Source organism: Paraburkholderia agricolaris (genome assembly GCF_009455635.1).
In the GTDB taxonomy this organism is placed as follows: Bacteria; Pseudomonadota; Gammaproteobacteria; order Burkholderiales; family Burkholderiaceae; genus Paraburkholderia; species Paraburkholderia agricolaris.
The window spans coordinates 4003754-4024812 of sequence record NZ_QPER01000001.1; the positions used below are offsets into that span (position 1 = coordinate 4003754).

Here is a 21059-nt window from a genome sequence, read left to right on the forward strand (position 1 = left end):
CTCTGGGCGTCAAAATAGATATGCCGCAATGCAATGACAGTAGCGGAACGCTTTATAGCAAGCTCGACAGTCACGCTTTCCTCGCGAAGTTCGCCTGATGCCCAGAAAGAAACATAGTCTACGGATGGCCAATTTTCAGCACGATATCTTCATGCTTTTTTGGGATTGCTTTTTTAATAAATATTGTAGTTCGGCATCGCTGTCAATATGATTTTCGATTGCGACCGCTTTTGCTTCGCAAAAGATGATCTTTAGTAAATTCGAAATGTATTGCGGACTGCGCATGCAAGCGGCGTCCATTACGCTATAGGGTCGATATACTGTCCTGCCCGCCTGCCACGCAGTGAGTCCATTTGCCGCGCCGGCACGCTTTCTTCGGAGCCATTCATGCGCATGATTCTGTTCAGCAGCCGCCAATACGACAGCGACACGTTCGCCGAGGCCAACGGTACGCATCGCTATGAACTGCACTTCCAGGAATCGCACCTCGACGTCGAAACCGCGATCCTCGCGCAGGGCTATGAAGTGGTCTGCCCATTCGTCAACGACAACGTCGACGCCGCCGTCCTGGAACATCTCCATGCCGGCGGCACGCGCATGATCGCGCTGCGCTCGGCGGGCTTCAATCACGTCGACCTGGCCGCTGCCGAGCGTCTCGGCATAACGGTTGCCCGGGTGCCGGCCTACTCGCCGCACGCGGTCGCCGAACATGCGGTCGGCCTGATTCTCGCGTTGAACCGGCGCTTGCCGCGTGCGGTCGCGCGCACCCGTGAAGGCGATTTCTCGCTACATGGGCTGCTCGGCTTCGATCTGCACGGCAAGACCGCGGGTGTGATCGGCACCGGCATGATCGGCCGCGTATTTGGCCGCATCATGGCGGGCTTCGGCATGCAGGTACTGGCCCATGACCCCGGCACGCCGGCCGAGGATCTGCTCGCGCTCGGCGCGCGCTACGTGCCGCTCGACACGCTGCTGGCTGAAAGCGACGTGGTCAGCCTGCATTGTCCGCTGGTGCCCGACACGTACCATCTGATCGACGGGCCCGCGTTGGCAAAGATGAAGCGCGGCGCGATGCTGATCAATACCGGGCGCGGCGGCCTGGTCGAAAGCAATGCGCTGATCGGCGCGCTGAAAGATGGCCAGCTCGGCCATCTGGGGCTCGACGTGTACGAGGAAGAAGGCGGCCTCTTTTTCGAAGACCACTCGAACCTGCCCCTGCAGGACGACGTGCTGGCACGCCTGTTGATGTTCCCGAACGTGATCGTCACCGCGCACCAGGCGTTCTTCACGCGCGAGGCGATGAACGAGATCGCGCAGACCACGCTCGAGAACGTCGCGGCATGGCAGGCCGGTACACCGCGCAATGTCGTGCAGGCACGAAGTTAAGGAGTGCCGCCGCCATCTACCGTAGTCGGGCGAATCGCCGTGCGGGCGTCGTCCGCTGCGCCGCACATGTCGCGCAGCAAGGCCGCCTCGCGCTCGTGCACTTCCACCGGAAACCAGCGCGCACCCGCATCGGCCAGATAGCGCGCGCGATGCTGCCCATTGCGAAACGCCACCACGCCTTCGCGCTCGAGACCGAACCAGCCCAGCAAACCCGGCGCGCGACGCGTCGAGATCGTCACATACGGCATCTGCGGAATACGCGGGTTGTCCGGATCGAGAAACTCGCGAATCCCGCGCACCTTGCCCGCATGCCATTCGGCAACCGGCTTCAGCACGTAATCGGTGTTGTCGCGATCCGCGCACTCCAACAGCTTGCGTGCATCGACCATGACCACTTGATGGCGCGTGCCGTCAGTCACGAAGACGCGTTTCAGGCGCACATGGTCGTACCATTGATGGTCATGGAGGGGTACGGTCCAGACCGTCTCGGCACAAGCCGGTACAGCTTCGGGTGATGAATTGGACAAGGACAAAGGCAAGCTCGAAAAGCTAGCTGAAATCCGCCAGCGCGTTAAAAGAGCGCTAACGCTACGAGCCGATTGTGAAAGACGCATGACAACCACCGGGATTAATCGCAGCGCATGAGCACACTGGATCAGCGGCCGGGCCACCACCCTCAACGGAGACAACGATGATAACGACGCAACATTTGAATGAGCACGTGCGCATCGAAGCCAACGAAGACACCGGCGTCGCCACCATCGTGCTCCAACGGCCCGCGCGGCGCAATGCCGTCGACCGGCCTACGGCGGAAGCGCTCAGTGCAGCGTTCGTTCGTTTCGAAGTGGAACCGGCATGGCGCGCGGCCGTGCTGTTTGGCGCGGGCGGCACCTTCTGCGCGGGCGCGGATCTCACCGCGCTCGCCGACGAGAGCCGCCGCAATGAACTGCACGCCGACGGCAGCGGACCTGGTCCGATGGGCCCGACGCGCATGAGCTTCAGCAAACCGGTGATCGCCGCGATTGCCGGCTATGCAGTCGCCGGCGGCCTCGAACTGGCCGCGATGTGCGATCTGCGCGTGGTCGAGGAAGATGCCGTGCTCGGCGTGTTCTGCCGGCGCGTTGGGATTCCGCTGATCGATGGCGGCACGATCCGCTTACCGCGTCTGATTGGCCTGTCGCGGGCGCTCGATCTGATTTTGACGGGCCGCGCGGTAGAGGCGCAGGAAGCGCTCGGCCTGGGCCTGGCCAACCGCGTCGTACGCAAAGGTGAAGCCCGCGCGGCGGCAGAACAACTGGCCGCTGAACTGGCGGCCTTTCCGCAGGCGGCGCTGCTGGCGGACCGCCGCTCCGCGCTGGAAAACAGCACGCTCGAGGATCTCGCCCTCGCGCTGCAACGCGAAGGCGCCGGCGGCTATCAGGCCGTATTCGAAGAAGGCGTCGCGGGCGCCGCACGTTTCGCCGAAGGTGCCGGCCGTCATGGCAACACCTTCAAATCAGACGAAAGCGCACCATAAAACTGCGTTACTTCGCTGCCGCATCTCAAACGCGTGCCAAGCGCATTTCAAATCCGCGCTCGAAGCCAGCTTTCAGAAAAAAACAACAGCTGGCTTGACGCTAAGCAAGGCTGTTTTGACTTAGGTAGAATCCCCTACTGTTTTCCCCTTGCATGGCGCATGCGTTCTCGCCCCGAAAAATGCGCGCCTGCCGCGCGGCGCTTCCCGTCGCGCTGATTCACGCTCCGTCACCCATGCCTTTACCCCTGCTCGCCCTTGCCGTTGCCGCCTTTGGAATCGGTACCACTGAATTCGTGATCATGGGGCTGCTGCCCGATGTTGCCCGCGACCTGTCCGTATCGATTCCCGCCGCCGGCATGCTGGTGTCGGCCTATGCGCTCGGCGTCACCATCGGCGCACCGATTGTCGCGATCGCCGTGGCCAATATGCCGCGCAAGAAAGCGTTGATGAGCCTGATCGGGGTCTTTATCGTCGGCAATCTGCTGTGCGCGATCGCACCGGGCTACGCGGTGCTAATGGCCGCGCGCATCGTCACGGCGTTCTGCCACGGCGCGTTCTTCGGCATCGGTTCGGTGGTCGCGGCCGGTCTGGTCGCGCCGAACCGCCGCGCGCAAGCCATCGCGCTGATGTTCACCGGCTTGACGCTCGCCAATGTGCTCGGCGTGCCGCTCGGCACCGCGCTCGGTCAGGCGGTGGGCTGGCGCGCGACCTTCTGGGCGGTCACCGGTATCGGTATTCTTGCCGCGCTGGCGCTCGCGGTTTGCCTGCCGGCCAGAATCGAGATGCAGAAGGCAAGCCTTGTGCGCGAATTCAGCGTGCTGAAAAACCCGCAAGTGCTGATGGTGCTCGGCATCAGCGTGCTCGCGTCGGCCAGCCTGTTTTCCACCTTCACCTACATCACGCCGATTCTCGAAGACGTGAGCGGTTTCACGCCACACGCGGTCACCTTCGTGCTGTTGCTGTTCGGCCTCGGCTTGACGGTGGGCAGCACGCTCGGCGGCAAGCTCGCGGACTGGCGGCTGATGCCTTCACTGGTCGCGTTTCTGCTGGCAATCGTCGTGATCCTGACCATTTTCGCCGGCACGATGCATGCGCAGATTCCGGCCATGCTCACGATCTTCGTGTGGGGTGTTCTGGCTTTCGCGATCGTGCCGCCGCTGCAAATGCTGATCGTCGACCGCGCAAGCCATGCGCCGAATCTGGCATCGACTCTCAATCAAGGCGCGTTCAACCTCGGCAATGCAACCGGCGCGTGGCTCGGCGGCATGGCGATCGGCGCGGGCGCGCCGCTTACCACGCTGCCGTGGGTCGGCGTGGCGACCTCGATCGGCGCATTGGCACTGACGTTGTGGTCGGTGTCGATCGACCGGCGCGCGCAACGGATGGCGGTAGCCGGCTGATTGGCGGTTGATTGACGGCGCCGCGACAAGCTAGCGGCGAAGCGCGTTCCTGGTACGCGCTAACTGCCGTTCTTACCCACTCCGCACGAAGGTGCAAATGACGAATGACTCGAGGCCGTAGTAGCATCTCGGCCGATGAAAGTCATCTTCACACGCGATTTCCTCGCACTGATCCTGAGCGTCGCCGTCGTCGGACTCGGCAGCGGCGCCACGCTTCCGCTCACCGCCCTCGCGCTGACGCAGGCAGGCTATGGCACCGACGTGGTCGGGCTCCTGACCGCCGCGCAAGCCGGCGGTGGTCTGATCGTCGTGCCGCTGGCCGGTTGGGTCGCGGCGCGCTTTGGCGGCCGCCAGGTAATCGTCGGCGCGGTGTCGACCGTCGCGCTCGCCACCGCGCTGATGCAATTCACCTCGAACCTATGGTTATGGGCGGTGTTGCGTGTACTCTGCGGCGCGGCGCTGATGCTGCTCTTCACGATCAGCGAAGCATGGGTCAACCAGCTCGCCGACGACGCCACCCGCGGCCGGGTCATCGCGATCTACGCGACCACCTTTACGCTATTCCAGATGTCGGGCCCGGTCCTGGTGAGCCAGATCGCCGATTTCATGCACGGGCGTTTCCTGATTTGCGGCGCGATCTTCCTGCTGGCTTTGCCGACGCTCGCGAGTATCCGCAAAACACCGCACGCGTCCGGGGATGAACACGCAGCGCACGGCAGTTGGCGCCATGTGCTGCCGCAGATGCCGGCGCTCGTGATCGGTACAGGCTTCTTCGCGCTGTTCGACACGATCGCGCTGTCGCTGCTGCCGCTCTTCGCCATGTCGCATGGCATCACGAGCGAAGTGGCCGTGCTGTTCGCCTCGGCCCTGCTGCTCGGCGACACGACGCTGCAGTATCCGATCGGCTGGCTCGCCGACCGGCTTGGCCGCGAACGCGTGCATATCGGCTGCGGCGTGATCGTCGTGGTGCTGCTGCCGTTGCTGCCCTGGGCGATTCAGTCGCCGTGGCTGTGCTGGCCTCTCTTGTATGTGCTCGGCGCGGCGGCTGGCGCGGTCTATACGCTGTCGCTGGTTGCGTGCGGCGAGCGTTTCCGCGGCGTCGCGCTGGTGTCGGCGAGTTCACTGATGGGCGCGTCATGGAGCGCCGCCAGTTTCGGTGGGCCGCTGGTGGCCGGCGCATTGATGAAGGGGGTCGGCAATGATGCGATGGTCGGCGTGCTGCTTGCCGCCGCACTTGCGTTTCTCGTTGCGACCTGGTGGGAAAGGCGGCGCGCGCCAGCGGGAGCGATCGGCTGACGGTGCGGCTGCGGTGCTGATGCCAATGCGGATGCGCTGTTGCCCATGCCGGCGCCGGTACGCAAAACGGGGAAGCCGCGATGGCCTCCCCGTTTTGCATTGCGCTTCGAGCCGCGCTTGTTCCACGCTTCTTTCGCGCTTCTTCCACGCTTCTTCCGCGTTATTTCAACGCCGGCAGAATTTCTCCAACGCACGTCCCGAAGCCGACACGGTAGCCATCACCCTGGCACCATCCGGCAAGCGTCAGTTCGTCGCCGTCTTCGATAAACCCTCGCGTGCCGCCTTCCTTCAACTCGAGCGGATTCTTGCCATTCCAGGTGGATTCGAGCAGGCTGCCGCATGAATCCGCAGTGGGGCCGCTGATCGTGCCGGAGCCCATCAGATCGCCGACCCGCGTGTTGCAGCCCGATACTGTGTGATGCGCGAGCTGTTGCGCCATCGTCCAGTACATGTGCTTGAAGTTGGTACGCGAGATCGTGGTGGCCTGCTTTGCGGTTTGCGGCCGCAGCGTCACTTCCAGTGAGATGTCGAACGCGTGCTTGCCGTCGTGGCGCAAGTACGCCAACGGTTGCGGCTCCTGCACCGGCTGTTCGACGCGGAACGGTTCGAGCGCGTCGAGCGTCACGATCCACGGCGAGATCGTCGTCGCGAATGTCTTCGCGTTGAACGGACCGAGCGGCACGTATTCCCATTGCTGGATATCGCGCGCGCTCCAGTCGTTCAACAGCACCATGCCGAAGATGTGCGCTTCGGCATCGGCACACGCAATCGGCTCGCCCAGCGTATTGCCGCTGCCGATCACGAAACCAGTCTCCAGTTCGATATCCAGCTTGCGGCACGCGCCGAACACCGGACGTTCCTGATCCGGCAGTTTCAACTGACCGTTGGGCCGCCGCACCGCCGTGCCGCTTACCACCACCGACGACGCACGTCCGTTGTAGCCGATCGGCATCTCCGACCAGTTCGGCAACAGCGCATTCTTAGGATCGCGGAACATCGAACCCACATTGGTCGCGTGCTCTTTCGACGAATAGAAATCGGTGTAGCCCGGAATCTGCACGGGCAAATGCAGTTGCGCATCGGCCTGGCGCACCAGGGCTTTTGAGCGCAAGGCGGCATCGTCGCGCAAGGTCGCGGTGTCGCGCGCCAGCAGATTGCTCAACTGGATGCGCACGCTGCGCCATGCATCGCGGCCAAGCGAGATGAAATCGTTGAGGGTGTCCTGCTCGAACGCCCGATCCTTCAGCGCAATGAATTGATCGGCCGAGACGACCGGAAGCTTGAGCAAGCCGGAGGATTTAAGCACGCTCAGATCGACGATCTCATCGCCGATCGCCACACCCACGCGCCGCGCGGCGTTGGTCTTGTCGCTGAAAATGCCGAACGGCAGGTTCTGGATCGAAAAATCGTTGGTCGGGTCGTTAGCCGACTCGACCCAGCTCTTGCGCGACGGATCGAGCGTCGCCTGAAGATCGCTCAATGCGTTCATCGTTGCTCCGGGTTGAAGTGTTTTTTGAGACCTTGCCAGCACTCGTAGTAATGCGCCTGCAGTTGCGCCGTTTCGAGCGCGAAACGGGTCGGCTTGATCGGGGTGCGCGTTTCGAACATGAAGGCCATCGTGTCGCCGACCTTCTTCGGTGTGGACGTATCGCTGTGCGACGCCTTCTCGAAGGTATCCGCGTCCGGCCCATGACCCGACATGCAGTTGTGCAGGCTCGCGCCGCCCGGCACGAAACCCTCGGCCTTCGCGTCGTACACGCCGTGCACGAGACCCATGAATTCGCTTGCCACGTTGCGATGGAACCAGGGTGGCCGGAACGTATCTTCGGCCGCGAGCCAGCGCGGCGGGAAAATCACGAAGTCGATCGTATCGACACCCGGCGTATCGCTTTGCGACTGCAGCACCAGAAAGATCGACGGGTCCGGATGGTCGAAGCTGATCGAGCCAATCGTGTTGAAGCGGCGCAGGTCATATTTGTACGGCGCGTAGTTGCCATGCCACGCCACTACATCGAGCGGTGAATGGCCGATGTCCGCGCGCCACAGATTGCCGTTCATCTTGGCGACGAGTTCAAAGTTGCCTTCGCGGTCTTCATACGCGGCATGCGGCGTGAGGAAATCGCGCGGATTGGCAAGGCCGTTCGAACCGATCGGGCCGAGGTCCGGCAGACGCAGCAATGCGCCGAAGTTCTCGCAGATGTAGCCGCGCGCCGCGCCATCCGGCAGGCTCACCGCGAAGCGCACACCGCGCGGGATCACGGCGATCTCGAACGGCTCGACATCGAGTTGGCCCATTTCCGTGGCGATATGCAGGCGGCCTTCCTGCGGCACGATCAGCAACTCGCCGTCGGCGCTGTAGAAGAAGCGGTCCTGCATCGAGCGATTCGCGGCGTACAGGTGGATCGCGCAGCCGTTCATCGCTTCGGCCGAACCGTTGCCTGCCATCGTCACCCAACCGTCGATGAAATCGGTCGGCTCGGTGGGCATGGGCAACGCATCCCAGCGCAACTGATTGGGAGGCGTAGGCGGCACTTCGGCGAAGTTGGCGACGAGCCGTTCCGACGGCAGTTGCGTGAACGGTTTGTGAACGGCCGCCGGACGAATCCGGTACAACCACGAACGGCGATTGTGTCCGCGCGGCGCCGTGAACGCGGTGCCCGACAACTGCTCCGCGTACAAGCCATAGGCCGCACGCTGCGGCGAATTGCGGCCTTCGGGCAACGCGCCCGGCAAAGCCTCTGAAGCGAATTCGTTCGCGAATCCCGACTGATAGCCCGGCTCGATCTCGAGCCGCGAACTCACGGTATTCGGTGTACGGGTTGAGGTTTCCATGCAAGGTTCTCCGTTGATACTCGATCTGCTGGCGTGAGCGGTTTATCTCAGGCTGTGCGCGACTCGGATGGGCTGCGTTGCCGTGTCGCCGCGGCCAGTGCGATCACCAGCAGCGCGGAGCACAGCACCGGCATCGCAGCCGCGTGAAACAGCGATTCGTTCGACCAGTTCAGTGCAATCAGTTGTCCGCCGACCAGCGGCCCGATCACCGAGCCGATGCGGCCGATGCCGAGGCTCCAGCCGATGCCGGTGGAACGCAACGCGGTCGGGTAAAAGTGGCCGGCCAGCGCGTTGACCGCAGGTTGACCGCCAACCACGCAGAAGCCGCCCACGAACACGACAAGCAGCAGCCACGGCAACGCATGCGCCACCGTACCGATGGTACCGACCGCCAGCGCCGCACCCGCGAAACACACAAACAGTACGCGCACAAAGCCAAAACGCTCGATGAACCAGCCAAGCAGCAAAGTGCCGACCACGCCACCGGTTTGCAGCACCGTGCCGACGATCACTGCCGTGCCCGGCGAGTAGCCGGCGTCGCGCATCACGGTGGGCAGCCAGTTCGACAGGAAATAAAGATCGATCAGGTTCATGAAACTGATCGCCCACAGAATCAGCGTGACAGCACCACGTCCCGCACGGAACAGCTCGGCAACCGGCGCGCCGCCGTTGCCCTTCTCACGCACGACGACGCGCGTGTTCACATCGATCGGCAACGTCGGATCGAACCTGGCGAGCCAGCGTAAAGCGCGATCGCTGCGTCCTTTGAGGACGAGAAATTGCAGCGACTCCGGCAACGCCGCGAGCATCGCGAACGCGAGCAGCAAGGGCACCGCGCCGCCCACCCAGAACACCGCGCGCCAGCCGTACGCGGGAATCAGCGCGGCACTGACGAAGCCGCCCAGCGCCGCGCCCAGCGTGAAACCACACGACACCAGCATCATGCGCTTGACGCGATGCGCGGGGGTGGAGAACTCGCCGACCAGCGCCATCGCGTTCGGCATGATGCAGCCGAGGCCAAGGCCGGTGATGAAGCGCAGCGTGATCAAGACAGGGATCGTCGTGGCGAAGGGCGTGGCCAGCATCGACAGGGCGAAGAAAAACGTCGCACCGATCAAAACCGGACGCCGGCCGATCCGGTCAGCCAGCACCGACAAGCCCAGCGCGCCCAGCAACATGCCGAACAGACTGGCGCTGAACACTGGCCCGAGCGCCGCCTTGGAAACATGCCATTCACCGATCACGCTCGGCGCGACGTAGCCCATCGCCTGCGCGTCGAAGCCGTCGATCACGAGACACAGCCCGCACAGCACGAGCAGCATCAATTGAAATGCGGGGTGATGCGTTTCGCCGAGCACGCGCTCGACTTCGATGACATTGGCGGCGGCTGCGGCCGGTTTGGCACTCATTAGGTCGTCCCCTCTTCCTGACTGGATTGCTGATTCGCGGTGCGCACCAAACGACGGTCCGCCAAGGCAGGCGCCTTTTCCCCCGAAGAAAACGCGGACGCCACCGCCCTGCGCAACCGCGCAGGGATTTACGTATAGTAAAACCAATTACGAATAGTGAAATTAACGTATACCCTGAATGCTCGCCATGAATACTCCGGCAGCCCGTGCTGACAGGCGCTCGACCGATAACGTTATGAGCATTTTGTTCAAGTGCGCGCGGCGCGGACTGCTACCATCAATGGATGCGGCAACCGCGTCGTGTTGCCGGGCGCCCAGTGCGCACCTATCTCCATCCATTCGCCTACATGATTCCGCCGACCATTCCCAACCTGATTGCCCGTGCCGCCGAGCACCCCTTTCTCGGCGAACATCTGGTGATGGGAACGGGCGTGCATAGCGAGATCGCGCTGGCGCGGTTCGACGGCGTCGAGCTTGCCAGTGCCTATGAGCCGATCTTCGACATCAGCGTGCATGCGTTGGCGCAGTCGCTGACGTCGGGCGCCGAAGGCGTGGATCGTTTCGGCGATGAACTTGGGTTTCAGGCGGTCACGCAACGTCTCGACGGCGCGGCCTTCGACGCTTTCGATCCCTTCGACCGTATCGCCGACGATCAGCAACTGGTCGCGCTCGATCGCATGTCACGCGCGTTGCACGCAATCAATTTCTTCGGCGCGCAGCGGCACGGGCTGTTGTTTCTGCGGGTGCACGAGCGCCTGCTCAAGAGCGTCAAGTACGACCACGGACGGCATTTCTCGAGTGTGCTGCTGTCGTTCGGGCTGAACCCGTCGCGCGTGGTAATCGAGCTGCCCGCGGCAGCGGTCGCGCATAAGACGTTCCTTGGTTATCTGACCACGAGCTATCAGCGCTACGGCTTCAAGGTGGCGGGGAATCTGTCGAACGCGGGGCAGATTCTGTCGGTCTCGGAAACGGCGCGGCTCGACTTCATCAAGATGGACGCGGCAATCGCGTTGCGCGATGCGATGGTGAAGCCGCTAGTCGGCTATGCGAGCCGGCTGCGGGTCCCGTTGATCTTCAATCGGGTGATCGATGAGCCGCAGTTCCTCGCGCTGCAGCAGTACGACGTGCGCTTCGTGCAAGGGCCGTTGTTCACCGCGCACTATCACGATCGGGCAGTGTGACCCGGTTCGCCGGGGATTCACCGGAGCTCGTCCGGATCAGCCGGGGTTGAGCCTGCCCGGCGCTCAACCGGTATCCCCCAGACGGCGCGCCAGCGCCTTCAGACGCGGCGCCACGATTTCCCGAAACACCTCCTCCCCCATCGACGACGCCGGCCCGCTGCAACTCAGCACCAGCCAGCGGCCTTCGCGTGGCTCGCGAAACGGCACCGCGACCGCGTTCACGTCGTCATGCCACGCGCGGAACGAATAGCAGCAACGCTCGTGCGCGAAGGCTTCGATTTCCTTTTCGGCATCCGCCAGCAGTGCAGCGCCCTCCTTGCCGGCTGCTTTCTTGAGCTCGGCCAGCAATGCGACGCGCACGTCCAGCGCTTGCACCGCCAGATACGCGCGCCCCATCGAACTCGTCAGCATCGACAGTTTCGAACCGGAGGCGAGTCCGAGCGTCAACGCGGTTTCGCTGCGGATCGTCTCCAGATAAATCATGTCGAGGCCGTCGCGGCACCCGAGCGACACCGCCGCGCCCACTTCGCGCGCGAAGGTACGCATATGCGGACGCGCGAGTTCGAGCGTGTCGGTACCCGAGAGCAGCGCGAAACCTAGCGACAGCACACCGGCGTCGAGCGCATATTTACCCAAGGTTTCGTCGAACCGCAGATAGCCGAGCATGGTCAGCGTGTAGGTCAAACGGTTGACGGTCGCCTTCGGCAAACCCGTGCGTTCGACGAAATCGCGATTACCGAGCATCGTGTCGCCCGGCTTGAACGCGCGCAGCAGGTCCAGACCACGAGCGAGGGCGACGACAAATTTTCGCTCGTCGAGCGGTTCGGAGAGAGTGGATGCAGGCGTCATGTGGTGATACACTCGGTCGTGGTTTGCAAAACATTGTTCCGCATAGCGGAACTTAAGTCAAGCACAGATCCGTTTTGGTCAAGCAAGGAATCAGGAGATACGTCATGGCAGAGGCCGCGCAGTTTCACTGGGAAGACCCGTTGCTGCTGGATCAGCAGCTCACCGAAGACGAACGCATGGTGCGCGACGCCGCCGCCGCTTACTCGCAGGACAAGCTGCAGCCGCGCGTGCTCGAAGCGTTCCGTCACGAGAAGACCGACATTGAGATCTTCCGCGAAATGGGCGAGCTCGGGCTGCTCGGGCCGACGATTCCGGAGCAATACGGCGGCCCCGGCCTGAACTACGTGGCGTACGGTCTGATCGCGCGGGAAGTGGAGCGCGTCGACTCCGGCTACCGGTCGATGATGTCGGTGCAATCGTCGCTCGTGATGGTGCCGATCTACGAATTCGGCTCGGAAGCGCAAAAGCAGAAGTACCTGCCGAAGCTCGCCACTGGCGAATGGATCGGCTGCTTCGGACTGACCGAGCCGAACCACGGCTCCGATCCGGGCAGCATGGTCACGCGGGCGAAAAAGGTCGACGGCGGCTATTCGCTGTCGGGCTCGAAGATGTGGATCACCAATTCGCCAATCGCCGACGTGTTCGTCGTGTGGGCAAAGCTCGAGGAAAACGGCAAGGACTCGATTCGCGGCTTCATTCTCGAGAAGGGGTGGAAGGGGCTGTCGGCGCCGGTCATCCATAGCAAGGTTGGCCTGCGCGCTTCGATCACCGGCGAAATCGTGCTCGACGAGGTGTTCGTGCCGGAAGAAAATCGCTTCCCCGAGGTCAGCGGCTTGCGCGGCCCCTTCACGTGCCTGAACTCGGCGCGCTACGGGATTGCCTGGGGCGCGCTCGGCGCGGCTGAGGCGTGCTGGCACACGGCGCGTCAATACGTGCTGGACCGCAAGCAGTTTGGCCGGCCGCTCGCCGCGAACCAGCTGATCCAGAAAAAACTCGCCGACATGCAAACCGAAATCACGCTCGGTCTGCAAGGCGTTTTGCGTCTGGGCCGCATGAAAGACGAAGGCACGGCTGCCGTCGAAATTACGTCGATCATGAAACGCAATTCGTGCGGCAAGGCGCTGGACATTGCGCGGCTCGCGCGCGACATGCTCGGCGGCAACGGCATCTCGGACGAGTTCGGCATCGCACGGCATCTGGTCAATCTGGAAGTCGTGAACACCTATGAAGGGACGCACGACATCCACGCGCTGATCCTCGGGCGCGCGCAAACCGGGATTCAAGCGTTTTTCTGACGGGCCGATTGCGTTGATGGCGGCGTTTCGCGGTCTGATTCTGGCCGCTGAGTTGCTGGGTGGAAAAGAAAAGGCCGGTTCCTGTGAACCGGCCTTTTTCTATTGCGGCGCCACCATGAATCCAGGAGGGCGCCGGATGCTGCGTCAGCCGCTTACTTGTTCGGCTGCGGCGTCAAACGCAGGTAGGGGCGCAGCGCCTTGTATCCCTTCGGAAATTTCTGCTTGATGACTTCTTCATCTTTCAACGACGGCACGATCACCACGTCGTCGCCCTGCTTCCAGTTGCCGGGCGTGGCGACCGAGTGAGAGTCGGTGAGTTGCAGCGAGTCGATCACGCGCAGCACTTCGTCGAAGTTGCGCCCGGTGCTGGCCGGATACGTAATGGTCAAACGCACCTTCTTTTTCGGATCGATCACGAACAGCGAGCGGACCGTGAACGTCTCACTGGCGTTCGGGTGAATCATGTCGTACAACTGGGAGACCTTGCGGTCGCCGTCGGCGAGAATCGGAAAACCGACATTGGCGGCTTGCGTCTCGTTAATGTCCTTGATCCATTCCTTGTGCGATTCGGCGCTGTCGACAGACAACGCAATCGTCTTGACATTGCGCTTCTCGAATTCGCCGGCCAGCTTCGCCGTCAAACCCAGTTCGGTCGTGCAGACCGGCGTGAAATCGGCGGGATGCGAGAACAGCACCCCCCAACTGTCACCCAGCCATTCGTGGAACCTGATGCGGCCAACACTCGACTCCTGCTCGAAATCCGGCGCGATATCGCCAAGACGTAGACTCATAATGCAGCTCCTTGATTGTGTTCGGACATTCCGCGCGTATTCGCCGGCGACGCCACGCTACAGCGCCCCTAGCAAAGCGCCCCTGGCAAAGCGCCCCTGGCAAAACTACAGCATACGGGAGTGGCCGTACACACCTAACGAACATCGCGTCACTACTTTATGCGTTTTTGTAATTTTCACCGTTTTAGTGGAAACTTTGCGGGACAGATCAACTCCATCTTAGGCAAACTTTGCTGCACGGTGCCGCAAAGAGGGAGTCTTGCAGCTTTGCTTCAACCAGGAACGGTTCGTGCGTTCGTTTTCAAGAACCGAGCACTGCGCTCGCCAGCGGCCGTTTCTTTGGTTACGATTCACGCGTGGCGTGAGACGAAGGGGAGCTGTCAATGTCGGAAGTCAACAAGGAGAGATTGATGTCGGATATCAAAACCGTCCTCGCGGACGCTGAAGATTTGCTGAAACAGGCCGCGAGCGCCACTGGCGAGCGCGCTTCGGAACTGCGTGAAACGGCGCTTACGCGCCTGAAGCAGGCTAAGGAAAAGGCGGCTGACGTACAGGTCGTGGTGGTCGAGAAAGGCAAGAAGGCCGCCCGCGCTACCGACGATTACGTGCACGAGCATCCGTGGGCATCCATCGGCATCGCCGCGGGCGCCGGCGTACTGCTCGGGCTGTTGATCAACCGCAAGTAACACTGCTCACACTGGTGACTCTGCCACGGCGTATCCCGTCCGGCACACCAGCGAATCAAGTTGACCGGCGCATGTCTGGCCGGTCCGCTTCTCTTGGCGCGCTCGTTTTCACGCGCCGGTTAGGCCTTCACGCGCAACGCCCAAAGCCATGACGATCGAAACACAATCGCAGCACGGCGAACATAGTCCGTTGCGCCGTATCATCGGATCCGTGTTTGCCATTTTGCAAACGCGGCTTGAACTGGTCGGGATCGAACTCGCCGAAGAAAAAGATCGTCTGATCGGCGTGCTGTTCCTCGGCCTCGCCGCCATGATGCTCGCGACGATGGCCCTGATCGCCTTGACGGCGCTGATCGCGATCGCGTTCTGGGACACCTATCGCTGGCAAGCGCTCGCCAGCATCACGGCGGTTTATGCCATTGCTGGAATAGTCTGTGCACTGAAAGCGCGCAGCGGTTTGCGCAATGCCCCAATGGTGTTCGAAGCCACCCTTGCCGAGTTCGAAAAAGACCGCGACCTGTTTCGCAAACCGTGATGCGGTAGGCGGATTGGGTTGATGTTGGGTTACTGGACGCGCCTCAACCGCCTTGCAATTTTTTGCAGATACTCCGCAAACACCTCGAGCGATTTGCAGCACCGTTTTACCGCCCCACTTCCACTGCAGCCGACACGCCATGAGCCAATCCCATTCCGATACCGCCTTTCGCAACAAACGCTACCAGGCCAAGGATCTGAGCGCGCCGCACCTGCGAGCGCTGCGCAAGGAATTGCTGCTGGTGCGCGCGGATGTCGAGCGCCTGGAACTCGCCCAGGCGACCATCGAACTGCGGCAGGCCGTCACGCACTTCAGCTGGCTCAAATTCATTGTGCCGGGCTTCGGCGGCTTGCGCGTGGGTAGCGGATCGAAGGCGGGCTTTCTCAACGCAGGGAGCATCGGCGCGCTTCTCAAACAATATCCGCTCATCAGCTCGATTGCATCGCTGATACTGGCCAAGCCGCTGCGCGCAACGCTTGCCGCGAGTGCAAAGCCCGCGCTCAAATGGGGCGGCCTTGCGCTTGCCGCCTGGGAAGCGTATCGAATCTGGCAGCAAATGAAGAGCGACTCCGCCACGTCTACCGACGACAATGAAGGTGCTGTCGATAGCGGATACTGAGAGGCCGCACAAGCATGGCCTGTCTGTGTGCCATTGCGTTTCGACTCCCTGGTCGGCTCGTTCCCGGTAGCGGACCCTAGCTCGTATTCCAGCACTCGCCGCTTGCCGGCACGGTTCTGCTTGCGCCGCTTCTATTGCCTCGCAACCCCGTCGCATCCAGCGTAAAGGCTCCACAAGCGTCGTCGCGCATCGGACCGCTATCGATCGGTGCGGCCTCTACCGAATAACCGCCGTTTGTGTCGTCCGCCGGCAGCACTTGCAGCCGATAGATTGGCGTGCCGAATTGTGGCGTCTGATCCAGGCCCGGCGGCAATGTCGCGGCGCCGTCGCTTGCCGCTCGCTCGACGAATTGCGCGGCTCGATAAAGCGCGGATGCCGCGTCGATCCTGTGCGTTCGTGCAACATGGTTCCGGTAGGAGGGCACAGCAAAAACGACCAGCGTCGCCGCTATTGCCAGCGCGATCATCAGTTCCAGTAGCGTAAATGCCCACGTGTGCTGCCTCGTCATGAACCTCCCGTCAAAATGGTCGCGCCACGACATGACGCCAATGGCGCTCGATCTGTTCACCCTCGACCACGAGTTCCATCTGCAACCACACCTGCGACTCTTCCGTCCGGCCAAAGCCACGCGAGGTGAGTAAATAGGCGCGGGCATCGGCGCGCGTGCCCAGACGCCAGGCTTCGATCAAACATTGCGGCGCACGCAGCGATCCTGGCCACTGCGCGACCGGCGCGACAGCGCCGGCCTCAAAGGCGGCTTCGCGCTTCCATTGCGTCGGCTCGCCGGGCAAGAGCGAAGCCACTGGCTGCGATTCGAAAGCTGCCGCGGCAATCGCGCTCCGCGCACAGAGGGTCAGCGCCGAATCCGCGGCATGAAATGCCTGCAGGTAGTCGCGCGCGTTATTGGCGCCGCGCGCCGCCGCTAGCGATGTTTCGAACCAGGCCGCGGAGGTGGTCAACATCATCGCGGAAATCAGCAGGACGATCGGCAGAACAGTGCCGACGTTGCGAATACGTGATCCAAGACCGGTATGGATAGAACGTGCCGGATATTTCAGCGACACACGACGCGTCGGACCACGAAGTTCTCCTGTCATGGGGAATCCTCCGGGTGATTACGCATCGCCGCCCGCCGCCAGAAGGCCTGCCGCGCGCGCATGTCGGTGCCCAGAGCGCTCACGCCATCGCAATCCACATAGCGCACGCGCCGCCCTTGCGGCGCTCCGCGAACAAGTACGCAAAGGTCGACGGCGACGATCTCCGCCCATTGACTGGCCGTCACTACCGAAGCGTCTACGGCCGCCAGCCCGCCGCGCAGCCAGTACTTGAAACGCACACGTTCGACGCCTTCGACCAGCGGTTGCGTGGACCCTGGCTTGCCATTGCCTTCACAGTAAAGTTCCGGCTCACCCGTCGACCCGCTGACCCTGGCGAAGTATCGATTGACCACTAACACGCCCTGGCCACCGAGTGCCGCATCGTTGTTCGTTACAGCCTGACCCAGACAGTCGGTCGATTGGCCGGTCGCCGACGGCCATGTCGACACGGCGTCTCCGACATAGCGAATCAGAATGCCGTCCGAGCGGCCAGGTAATGCCTCGCAGGCAACGCTGCTGTCCGTGCCGGCCGGGCGTCCTCCCGAACATCCGAACAACGCTGGCGGACTGTTGAATCTCACGACGTCCGCAGGCACGAAGCCGGCCATTTGAAGTTGCTGCCCCAGCAGCGTAAGCGCGGTCAGGCCGGCTTCGCGGATCCGCATCGCATCGCTCTCGCGCTCGAACACGTTACGCTGCGTTGTGTAGAGCGAGACCGCACCGGCGGTCACCACCAATCCCAGTGCGATTGCGATCACTAATTCGACGAGCGTATGACCACGCGTGCTCTCGATACGTCGCATCATTTCGCGAACGCCAGCGCGACACATGAGGAGCCCGCGGGAACATCCGCACCGCCGCACGACTCGGGCTTGTCGATAACCTCGTCGGCACGCGGCAGATTGCGCATGGCCGCCCAGGTGACACGCGCGGCAGACACACCGCCGCTTTCCCGTACCGACGCCTCGCCGTGCGGCAACAGGGCCGCAGCAAGCGTACTCCATTGCCTGATCGCAGAATCGCCTGCCGCAGGCTCGCGCATCGCCTCGGCGACGGCATCGACAATCCATGCCGCGTGCTCGCGCATTGCCATCGCATGGGCTTCGCGTGCAATCCACAATTGACCGGCGATCAACCCGAGCGTCGTCACTGCCAGCAGCGCAACGGCCAGCATCACTTCAATCAGCGAACTACCTCGATGCCCTGTTGAGCCGCTTACCGGGCCGTTGTGCGCCCGCGGGCGCGACGGATATCGGCTCATGATGCCGCTCCACAGGCGCCTGCGACAATCCGCGGCCGCCCGCCTGCCGCGATGCGGATGCAGCGCCGCCACTGGTCACCCCGCGTCGCTTTTGAAGGCACGCGCGGCGCGATATCGAAGCTGCGGAAGGCACCGATTAGCTGCCCCGCCGGCGGCGTAAACGTGAGACTGGTCTGCGTCCCGGTGATGCTGACCGCTGCGAGCGATGGCTGGGCGCGCAGCAGCGAAAGCGTACCGCCCCGCTCGGCCAATACGGCCCAGCCGCATGACCAGTCGGTGACGCCGTTGCCGCAAGCTTGCCCTGCGGCAAGGCAATGCCGCGCCGCATCGATTCGGCACACCGTGACGCGAGCACCGCGACGCAATGCCTCGCTGCGCGCATAAGCGAGTGTTGCGGCAAGCACTTTTGCGCGAGCGTCGACCTGGTCGCGCAAATGCCACGCAACGAACGACGGCGTCGCCATCACCGCGATTATCGACAGCAGCGTGACAACAGCCAGTGTTTCCACAAGCGTAAAGCCGCGATGCTGCCGCCAACAGACTGCATTCCATTTCATCTGCATCCCTGATCGTTGCAAAGAATGCAGCCAATCTAGCGATTCGCAAACGGGTCAACAATCGGCCGAATGGCCAGGTGGCACTCAGACGCTATCCCGCGCAAAAATGCACGCGTAACGGACCATAACGGGAGTGGAGATGCAGATGCGTGAACCTACGCAGCGGAAAACAGAACCTGGAGCCCGGCTTCGGGTACGGCAGCAATCAGCGCTTGCGAGAAGGCTTGGGAGGAGAAGAGGCGCGGCGAAATTCCTCGATCACGTCCTCGAATTCGGAGACGTCTTCGAAGCGCCGGTAGACAGAAGCGAAACGTACGTAAGCAATGGTGTCGAGCGCACGCAACTCGTTCATCACGAGTTCGCCGAGGCGCTCGCTGCGCACCTCGCGCTCGCCGCTGCCGAGCAGTTGATATTCGATACGCGCGACAGCCGCATCGATCGCGTCCGCTGCGACCGGGCGCTTGCGCAGCGCCAGTTGCATGCTTGCGACGATCTTGCGGCGATCGAATTCCGTGCGGCTGCCATCCTTCTTGACGACCGACGGCAACGCCAGCTCGACCCGCTCATACGTCGTAAAACGTTTGTCGCAGGCCGGGCAGCGGCGGCGCCGGCGAATCGTCGCGCCGTCTTCGGATACGCGGGAATCCACAACTTGCGTATCGGCGTGACGGCAGAAGGGGCAATGCATGGCGTCTTAACGGTAAACCGGGAAGCGCTGGGTCAGCTCAGCGACTTGTGCACGCACACGTTCGATCGTGGCTGCGTCTTCCGGGTTGTCCAGCACATCGGCGATCAGGTTACCCACCTGCTCCGCTTCCTTGACGCCGAAGCCGCGCGTGGTCATGGCAGGCGAGCCGAGACGCACGCCGCTCGTAACGAACGGTTTTTCCGGGTCGTTCGGAATCGCGTTCTTGTTGACCGTGATGTGCGCCGCACCGAGCGCAGCTTCCGCCGCCTTGCCGGTGATCTTCTTCGCGCGCAGATCGACCAGCATCACGTGGCTTTCAGTGCGCCCCGAGACGATGCGCAGACCACGTTTGACCAACGTTTCAGCCAGCACGCGCGCGTTCTCGACGACTTGTTGCTGATAGGTCTTGAACTCCGGCGACAGTGCTTCCTTGAACGCGACGGCCTTGCCGGCGATCACGTGCATCAGCGGACCACCTTGAATGCCCGGGAAAATTGCCGAGTTGATCTGCTTTTCGAACTCGGCCTTCATCAGGATCACACCGCCGCGCGGGCCGCGCAGGCTCTTGTGCGTGGTGGTGGTGACGAAATCGGCGTGCGGCACCGGGTTCGGGTAGACGCCCGCGGCGATCAGGCCGGCATAATGCGCCATGTCGACCATGAAATACGCGCCAACCGACTTGGCGATCTTCGACAGGCGTTCGAAATCGATACGCAGCGCGAACGCGGAGGCGCCCGCCACGATCAGCTTCGGCTTATGTTCCTGAGCCAGCTTCTCAGCGGCTTCGTAGTCGATGTCTTCAGCTTCGTTCAGGCCGTAGCTCACCACGTTGAACCACTTGCCCGACATGTTGACCGGCGAACCGTGCGTCAGGTGACCGCCGTGCGCGAGGCTCATGCCCATGATCGTGTCGCCCGGCTTGAGCATGGCGAAGAACACGCCCTGGTTCGCCTGCGAGCCGGAGTTCGGCTGCACGTTGGCGGCTTCGGCGCCGAACAGTTGCTTGACGCGGTCGATCGCCAGCTGCTCAGCGATGTCGACGTATTCGCAGCCGCCGTAATAGCGCTTGCCCGGGTACCCTTCGGCGTACTTGTTGGTGAGTTGCGAGCCCTGCGCAGCCATCACGGCCGGGCTCGTGTAGTTTTCCGACGCGATCAGTTCGATGTGCTCTTCCTGACGGCGGTTTTCCTGCTGGATGACGCTCCAGAGTTCAGGATCGACGTTGGCGATGGTGCTTTGGGCTCTATCAAACATACGGATTCCGTTGAGTGTGTTCAGGTTGACCGGATCGTGCGCCGAATCTTGCGTAGAGGGTACGCAGCGCTGCTGGCGGCTGGGCCAGCCCTGACGTGGCGGATGGAGATTCGCCGCACACGCGAGGCAGGACAGCCACCGTCAGCGCAGATAAATGCGCGCGGATCACAGCTGCCCAGGCGAACGGCAAAACGGCACCCCGCGCTTCACGGTGGGTTGTTCCACCTTGAATCCGATTGCTTGAACCGGTTCTATCGCCAGTCACGCAGGGATGAGCGCGTTAGTTTATTGGAAGAGGATCGAATAGGCAACCGGCTTCCCGCCGCCCCGGCGGGTGCTCGCCAAGCCGGTTGTGGCGCCGCCGCAAGCCGCGCGCCAACGGCCGGTCAAAACGGACCCGGAACCCG

At 62.6% G+C, this 21059-nt stretch carries 22 protein-coding genes and 1 riboswitch; of the genes, 9 read left to right on the top strand and 13 right to left on the bottom strand.

Annotated elements, in window-relative coordinates; genetic code table 11:
• Window positions 1-387: 387 nt before the first annotated feature.
• A complete protein-coding gene (locus tag GH665_RS17530; RefSeq protein WP_106355958.1) occupies window positions 388-1386 on the top strand; it encodes a 2-hydroxyacid dehydrogenase in 999 nt (332 codons plus the stop codon).
• Here the strand turns inward: GH665_RS17530 and GH665_RS17535 are convergent.
• On the bottom strand, window positions 1383-2000 hold the full coding sequence (locus GH665_RS17535; RefSeq protein WP_153137064.1) for a plasmid fertility inhibition factor family protein: 618 nt from the start codon (window positions 1998-2000) through the stop codon (window positions 1383-1385). The genes GH665_RS17530 and GH665_RS17535 overlap by 4 nt on opposite strands.
• A gap of 77 nt (window positions 2001-2077) precedes the next feature.
• Between GH665_RS17535 and GH665_RS17540 the strand changes: the two genes are divergently transcribed.
• The 3 genes from GH665_RS17540 (at window position 2078) to GH665_RS17550 (ending at window position 5598) form a co-directional block, all read left to right on the top strand.
• Window positions 2078-2902 (top strand): crotonase/enoyl-CoA hydratase family protein, encoded by an 825-nt coding sequence (locus tag GH665_RS17540; RefSeq protein WP_153137066.1) that lies wholly within the window; start codon window positions 2078-2080, stop codon window positions 2900-2902.
• Between the two features lie 233 nt (window positions 2903-3135).
• Entirely contained in the window at window positions 3136-4302 is a 1167-nt protein-coding gene (locus GH665_RS17545; protein WP_153137067.1) for an MFS transporter, read from the top strand.
• A 135-nt stretch (window positions 4303-4437) separates the two neighbouring features.
• Complete coding sequence (locus GH665_RS17550) at window positions 4438-5598, top strand: MFS transporter (RefSeq protein WP_153137069.1); 1161 nt, start codon at window positions 4438-4440, stop codon at window positions 5596-5598.
• A gap of 160 nt (window positions 5599-5758) precedes the next feature.
• On the opposite strand, the gene fahA is transcribed toward GH665_RS17550, so the two are convergent.
• From fahA to GH665_RS17565, 3 genes are read right to left on the bottom strand one after another with little or no spacing between them, the layout of a single operon-like run.
• Window positions 5759-7087, bottom strand: coding sequence for a fumarylacetoacetase (fahA, locus tag GH665_RS17555; protein WP_153137071.1), 1329 nt, complete (start codon window positions 7085-7087; stop codon window positions 5759-5761).
• Window positions 7084-8430 carry a homogentisate 1,2-dioxygenase gene (gene hmgA, locus GH665_RS17560; RefSeq protein ID WP_153137073.1) on the bottom strand — a complete coding sequence of 449 codons (1347 nt, stop codon included), beginning with the start codon at window positions 8428-8430 and terminating at the stop codon, window positions 7084-7086. Before hmgA ends, fahA begins: the two co-directional genes overlap by 4 nt.
• A 47-nt stretch (window positions 8431-8477) precedes the next feature.
• A complete protein-coding gene (locus tag GH665_RS17565; RefSeq protein WP_153137075.1) occupies window positions 8478-9839 on the bottom strand; it encodes an MFS transporter in 1362 nt (453 codons plus the stop codon).
• Window positions 9840-10186: 347 nt separating this feature from the next.
• On the opposite strand from GH665_RS17565, the gene GH665_RS17570 reads away from it, so the two are divergent.
• Window positions 10187-11020 (top strand): EAL domain-containing protein, encoded by an 834-nt coding sequence (locus GH665_RS17570; RefSeq protein ID WP_028198794.1) that lies wholly within the window; start codon window positions 10187-10189, stop codon window positions 11018-11020.
• 63 nt (window positions 11021-11083) lie between these two features.
• On the opposite strand, the gene GH665_RS17575 is transcribed toward GH665_RS17570, so the two are convergent.
• Entirely contained in the window at window positions 11084-11869 is a 786-nt protein-coding gene (locus GH665_RS17575; RefSeq protein ID WP_153137078.1) for an IclR family transcriptional regulator, read from the bottom strand.
• 104 nt (window positions 11870-11973) lie between these two features.
• On the opposite strand from GH665_RS17575, the gene GH665_RS17580 reads away from it, so the two are divergent.
• A complete protein-coding gene (locus tag GH665_RS17580; RefSeq protein ID WP_153137080.1) occupies window positions 11974-13164 on the top strand; it encodes an acyl-CoA dehydrogenase in 1191 nt (396 codons plus the stop codon).
• 152 nt (window positions 13165-13316) lie between these two features.
• On the opposite strand, the gene GH665_RS17585 is transcribed toward GH665_RS17580, so the two are convergent.
• Window positions 13317-13955 (bottom strand): peroxiredoxin, encoded by a 639-nt coding sequence (locus GH665_RS17585; RefSeq protein WP_153137082.1) that lies wholly within the window; start codon window positions 13953-13955, stop codon window positions 13317-13319.
• A 383-nt stretch (window positions 13956-14338) separates the two neighbouring features.
• Between GH665_RS17585 and GH665_RS17590 the strand changes: the two genes are divergently transcribed.
• The 3 genes from GH665_RS17590 to GH665_RS17600 all read left to right on the top strand — a co-directional run bounded on the left by GH665_RS17590 (window position 14339) and on the right by GH665_RS17600 (window position 15795).
• Entirely contained in the window at window positions 14339-14641 is a 303-nt protein-coding gene (locus tag GH665_RS17590) for an ElaB/YgaM/YqjD family protein (protein WP_028198798.1), read from the top strand.
• A gap of 148 nt (window positions 14642-14789) precedes the next feature.
• Window positions 14790-15176, top strand: a complete 387-nt coding sequence (locus GH665_RS17595) for a phage holin family protein (protein ID WP_153137084.1) — start codon at window positions 14790-14792, stop codon at window positions 15174-15176.
• 139 nt (window positions 15177-15315) lie between these two features.
• The gene (locus GH665_RS17600) at window positions 15316-15795 is read left to right on the top strand and encodes a DUF3318 domain-containing protein (RefSeq protein WP_153137087.1); all 480 of its coding nucleotides are present in this window, start codon (window positions 15316-15318) and stop codon (window positions 15793-15795) included.
• A gap of 76 nt (window positions 15796-15871) precedes the next feature.
• Here the strand turns inward: GH665_RS17600 and GH665_RS17605 are convergent, their stop codons facing one another.
• The 7 genes from GH665_RS17605 to glyA all read right to left on the bottom strand — a co-directional run bounded on the left by GH665_RS17605 (window position 15872) and on the right by glyA (window position 20652).
• Window positions 15872-16303: a type IV pilin protein gene (locus tag GH665_RS17605; protein ID WP_153137089.1), complete on the bottom strand. Its 432-nt coding sequence runs from the start codon at window positions 16301-16303 to the stop codon at window positions 15872-15874.
• A 10-nt stretch (window positions 16304-16313) separates the two neighbouring features.
• The gene (locus tag GH665_RS17610; protein WP_408274715.1) at window positions 16314-16892 is read right to left on the bottom strand and encodes a pilus assembly PilX family protein; all 579 of its coding nucleotides are present in this window, start codon (window positions 16890-16892) and stop codon (window positions 16314-16316) included.
• On the bottom strand, window positions 16889-17698 hold the full coding sequence (locus GH665_RS17615; RefSeq protein ID WP_153137091.1) for a PilW family protein: 810 nt from the start codon (window positions 17696-17698) through the stop codon (window positions 16889-16891). Before GH665_RS17615 ends, GH665_RS17610 begins: the two co-directional genes overlap by 4 nt.
• Window positions 17695-18153 carry a type IV pilus modification PilV family protein gene (locus GH665_RS17620; protein ID WP_408329456.1) on the bottom strand — a complete coding sequence of 153 codons (459 nt, stop codon included), beginning with the start codon at window positions 18151-18153 and terminating at the stop codon, window positions 17695-17697. The genes GH665_RS17615 and GH665_RS17620 overlap by 4 nt, the downstream gene beginning before the upstream one ends.
• Window positions 18150-18710, bottom strand: coding sequence for a GspH/FimT family pseudopilin (locus GH665_RS17625; RefSeq protein WP_153137092.1), 561 nt, complete (start codon window positions 18708-18710; stop codon window positions 18150-18152). The genes GH665_RS17620 and GH665_RS17625 overlap by 4 nt, the downstream gene beginning before the upstream one ends.
• 205 nt (window positions 18711-18915) lie before the next feature.
• Entirely contained in the window at window positions 18916-19398 is a 483-nt protein-coding gene (nrdR, locus tag GH665_RS17630; protein ID WP_027799387.1) for a transcriptional regulator NrdR, read from the bottom strand.
• Window positions 19399-19404: 6 nt separating this feature from the next.
• Window positions 19405-20652 carry a serine hydroxymethyltransferase gene (glyA, locus tag GH665_RS17635; RefSeq protein WP_153137095.1) on the bottom strand — a complete coding sequence of 416 codons (1248 nt, stop codon included), beginning with the start codon at window positions 20650-20652 and terminating at the stop codon, window positions 19405-19407.
• Between the two features lie 166 nt (window positions 20653-20818).
• Window positions 20819-20927, bottom strand: a riboswitch (ZMP/ZTP riboswitch).
• Window positions 20928-21059 lie beyond the last annotated feature (132 nt).

Coding starts and splice junctions, on each gene's coding strand:
- GH665_RS17540 (WP_153137066.1), top strand. CDS start 2,078: ATGATAACGACGCAACATTTGAATGAGCACGTGCGCATCGAAGCCAAC.
- GH665_RS17550 (WP_153137069.1), top strand. CDS start 4,438: ATGAAAGTCATCTTCACACGCGATTTCCTCGCACTGATCCTGAGCGTC.
- glyA (WP_153137095.1), bottom strand. CDS start 20,652: ATGTTTGATAGAGCCCAAAGCACCATCGCCAACGTCGATCCTGAACTC.
- GH665_RS17600 (WP_153137087.1), top strand. CDS start 15,316: ATGAGCCAATCCCATTCCGATACCGCCTTTCGCAACAAACGCTACCAG.
- hmgA (WP_153137073.1), bottom strand. CDS start 8,430: ATGGAAACCTCAACCCGTACACCGAATACCGTGAGTTCGCGGCTCGAG.
- GH665_RS17620 (WP_408329456.1), bottom strand. CDS start 18,153: ATGAGCCGATATCCGTCGCGCCCGCGGGCGCACAACGGCCCGGTAAGC.
- GH665_RS17605 (WP_153137089.1), bottom strand. CDS start 16,303: ATGACGAGGCAGCACACGTGGGCATTTACGCTACTGGAACTGATGATC.
- GH665_RS17615 (WP_153137091.1), bottom strand. CDS start 17,698: ATGATGCGACGTATCGAGAGCACGCGTGGTCATACGCTCGTCGAATTA.
- GH665_RS17585 (WP_153137082.1), bottom strand. CDS start 13,955: ATGAGTCTACGTCTTGGCGATATCGCGCCGGATTTCGAGCAGGAGTCG.
- GH665_RS17590 (WP_028198798.1), top strand. CDS start 14,339: ATGTCGGAAGTCAACAAGGAGAGATTGATGTCGGATATCAAAACCGTC.
- GH665_RS17530 (WP_106355958.1), top strand. CDS start 388: ATGCGCATGATTCTGTTCAGCAGCCGCCAATACGACAGCGACACGTTC.
- GH665_RS17575 (WP_153137078.1), bottom strand. CDS start 11,869: ATGACGCCTGCATCCACTCTCTCCGAACCGCTCGACGAGCGAAAATTT.
- GH665_RS17610 (WP_408274715.1), bottom strand. CDS start 16,892: ATGACAGGAGAACTTCGTGGTCCGACGCGTCGTGTGTCGCTGAAATAT.
- fahA (WP_153137071.1), bottom strand. CDS start 7,087: ATGAACGCATTGAGCGATCTTCAGGCGACGCTCGATCCGTCGCGCAAG.
- GH665_RS17565 (WP_153137075.1), bottom strand. CDS start 9,839: ATGAGTGCCAAACCGGCCGCAGCCGCCGCCAATGTCATCGAAGTCGAG.
- GH665_RS17595 (WP_153137084.1), top strand. CDS start 14,790: ATGACGATCGAAACACAATCGCAGCACGGCGAACATAGTCCGTTGCGC.
- GH665_RS17545 (WP_153137067.1), top strand. CDS start 3,136: ATGCCTTTACCCCTGCTCGCCCTTGCCGTTGCCGCCTTTGGAATCGGT.
- GH665_RS17580 (WP_153137080.1), top strand. CDS start 11,974: ATGGCAGAGGCCGCGCAGTTTCACTGGGAAGACCCGTTGCTGCTGGAT.
- GH665_RS17535 (WP_153137064.1), bottom strand. CDS start 2,000: ATGCGTCTTTCACAATCGGCTCGTAGCGTTAGCGCTCTTTTAACGCGC.
- GH665_RS17570 (WP_028198794.1), top strand. CDS start 10,187: ATGATTCCGCCGACCATTCCCAACCTGATTGCCCGTGCCGCCGAGCAC.
- GH665_RS17625 (WP_153137092.1), bottom strand. CDS start 18,710: ATGAAATGGAATGCAGTCTGTTGGCGGCAGCATCGCGGCTTTACGCTT.
- nrdR (WP_027799387.1), bottom strand. CDS start 19,398: ATGCATTGCCCCTTCTGCCGTCACGCCGATACGCAAGTTGTGGATTCC.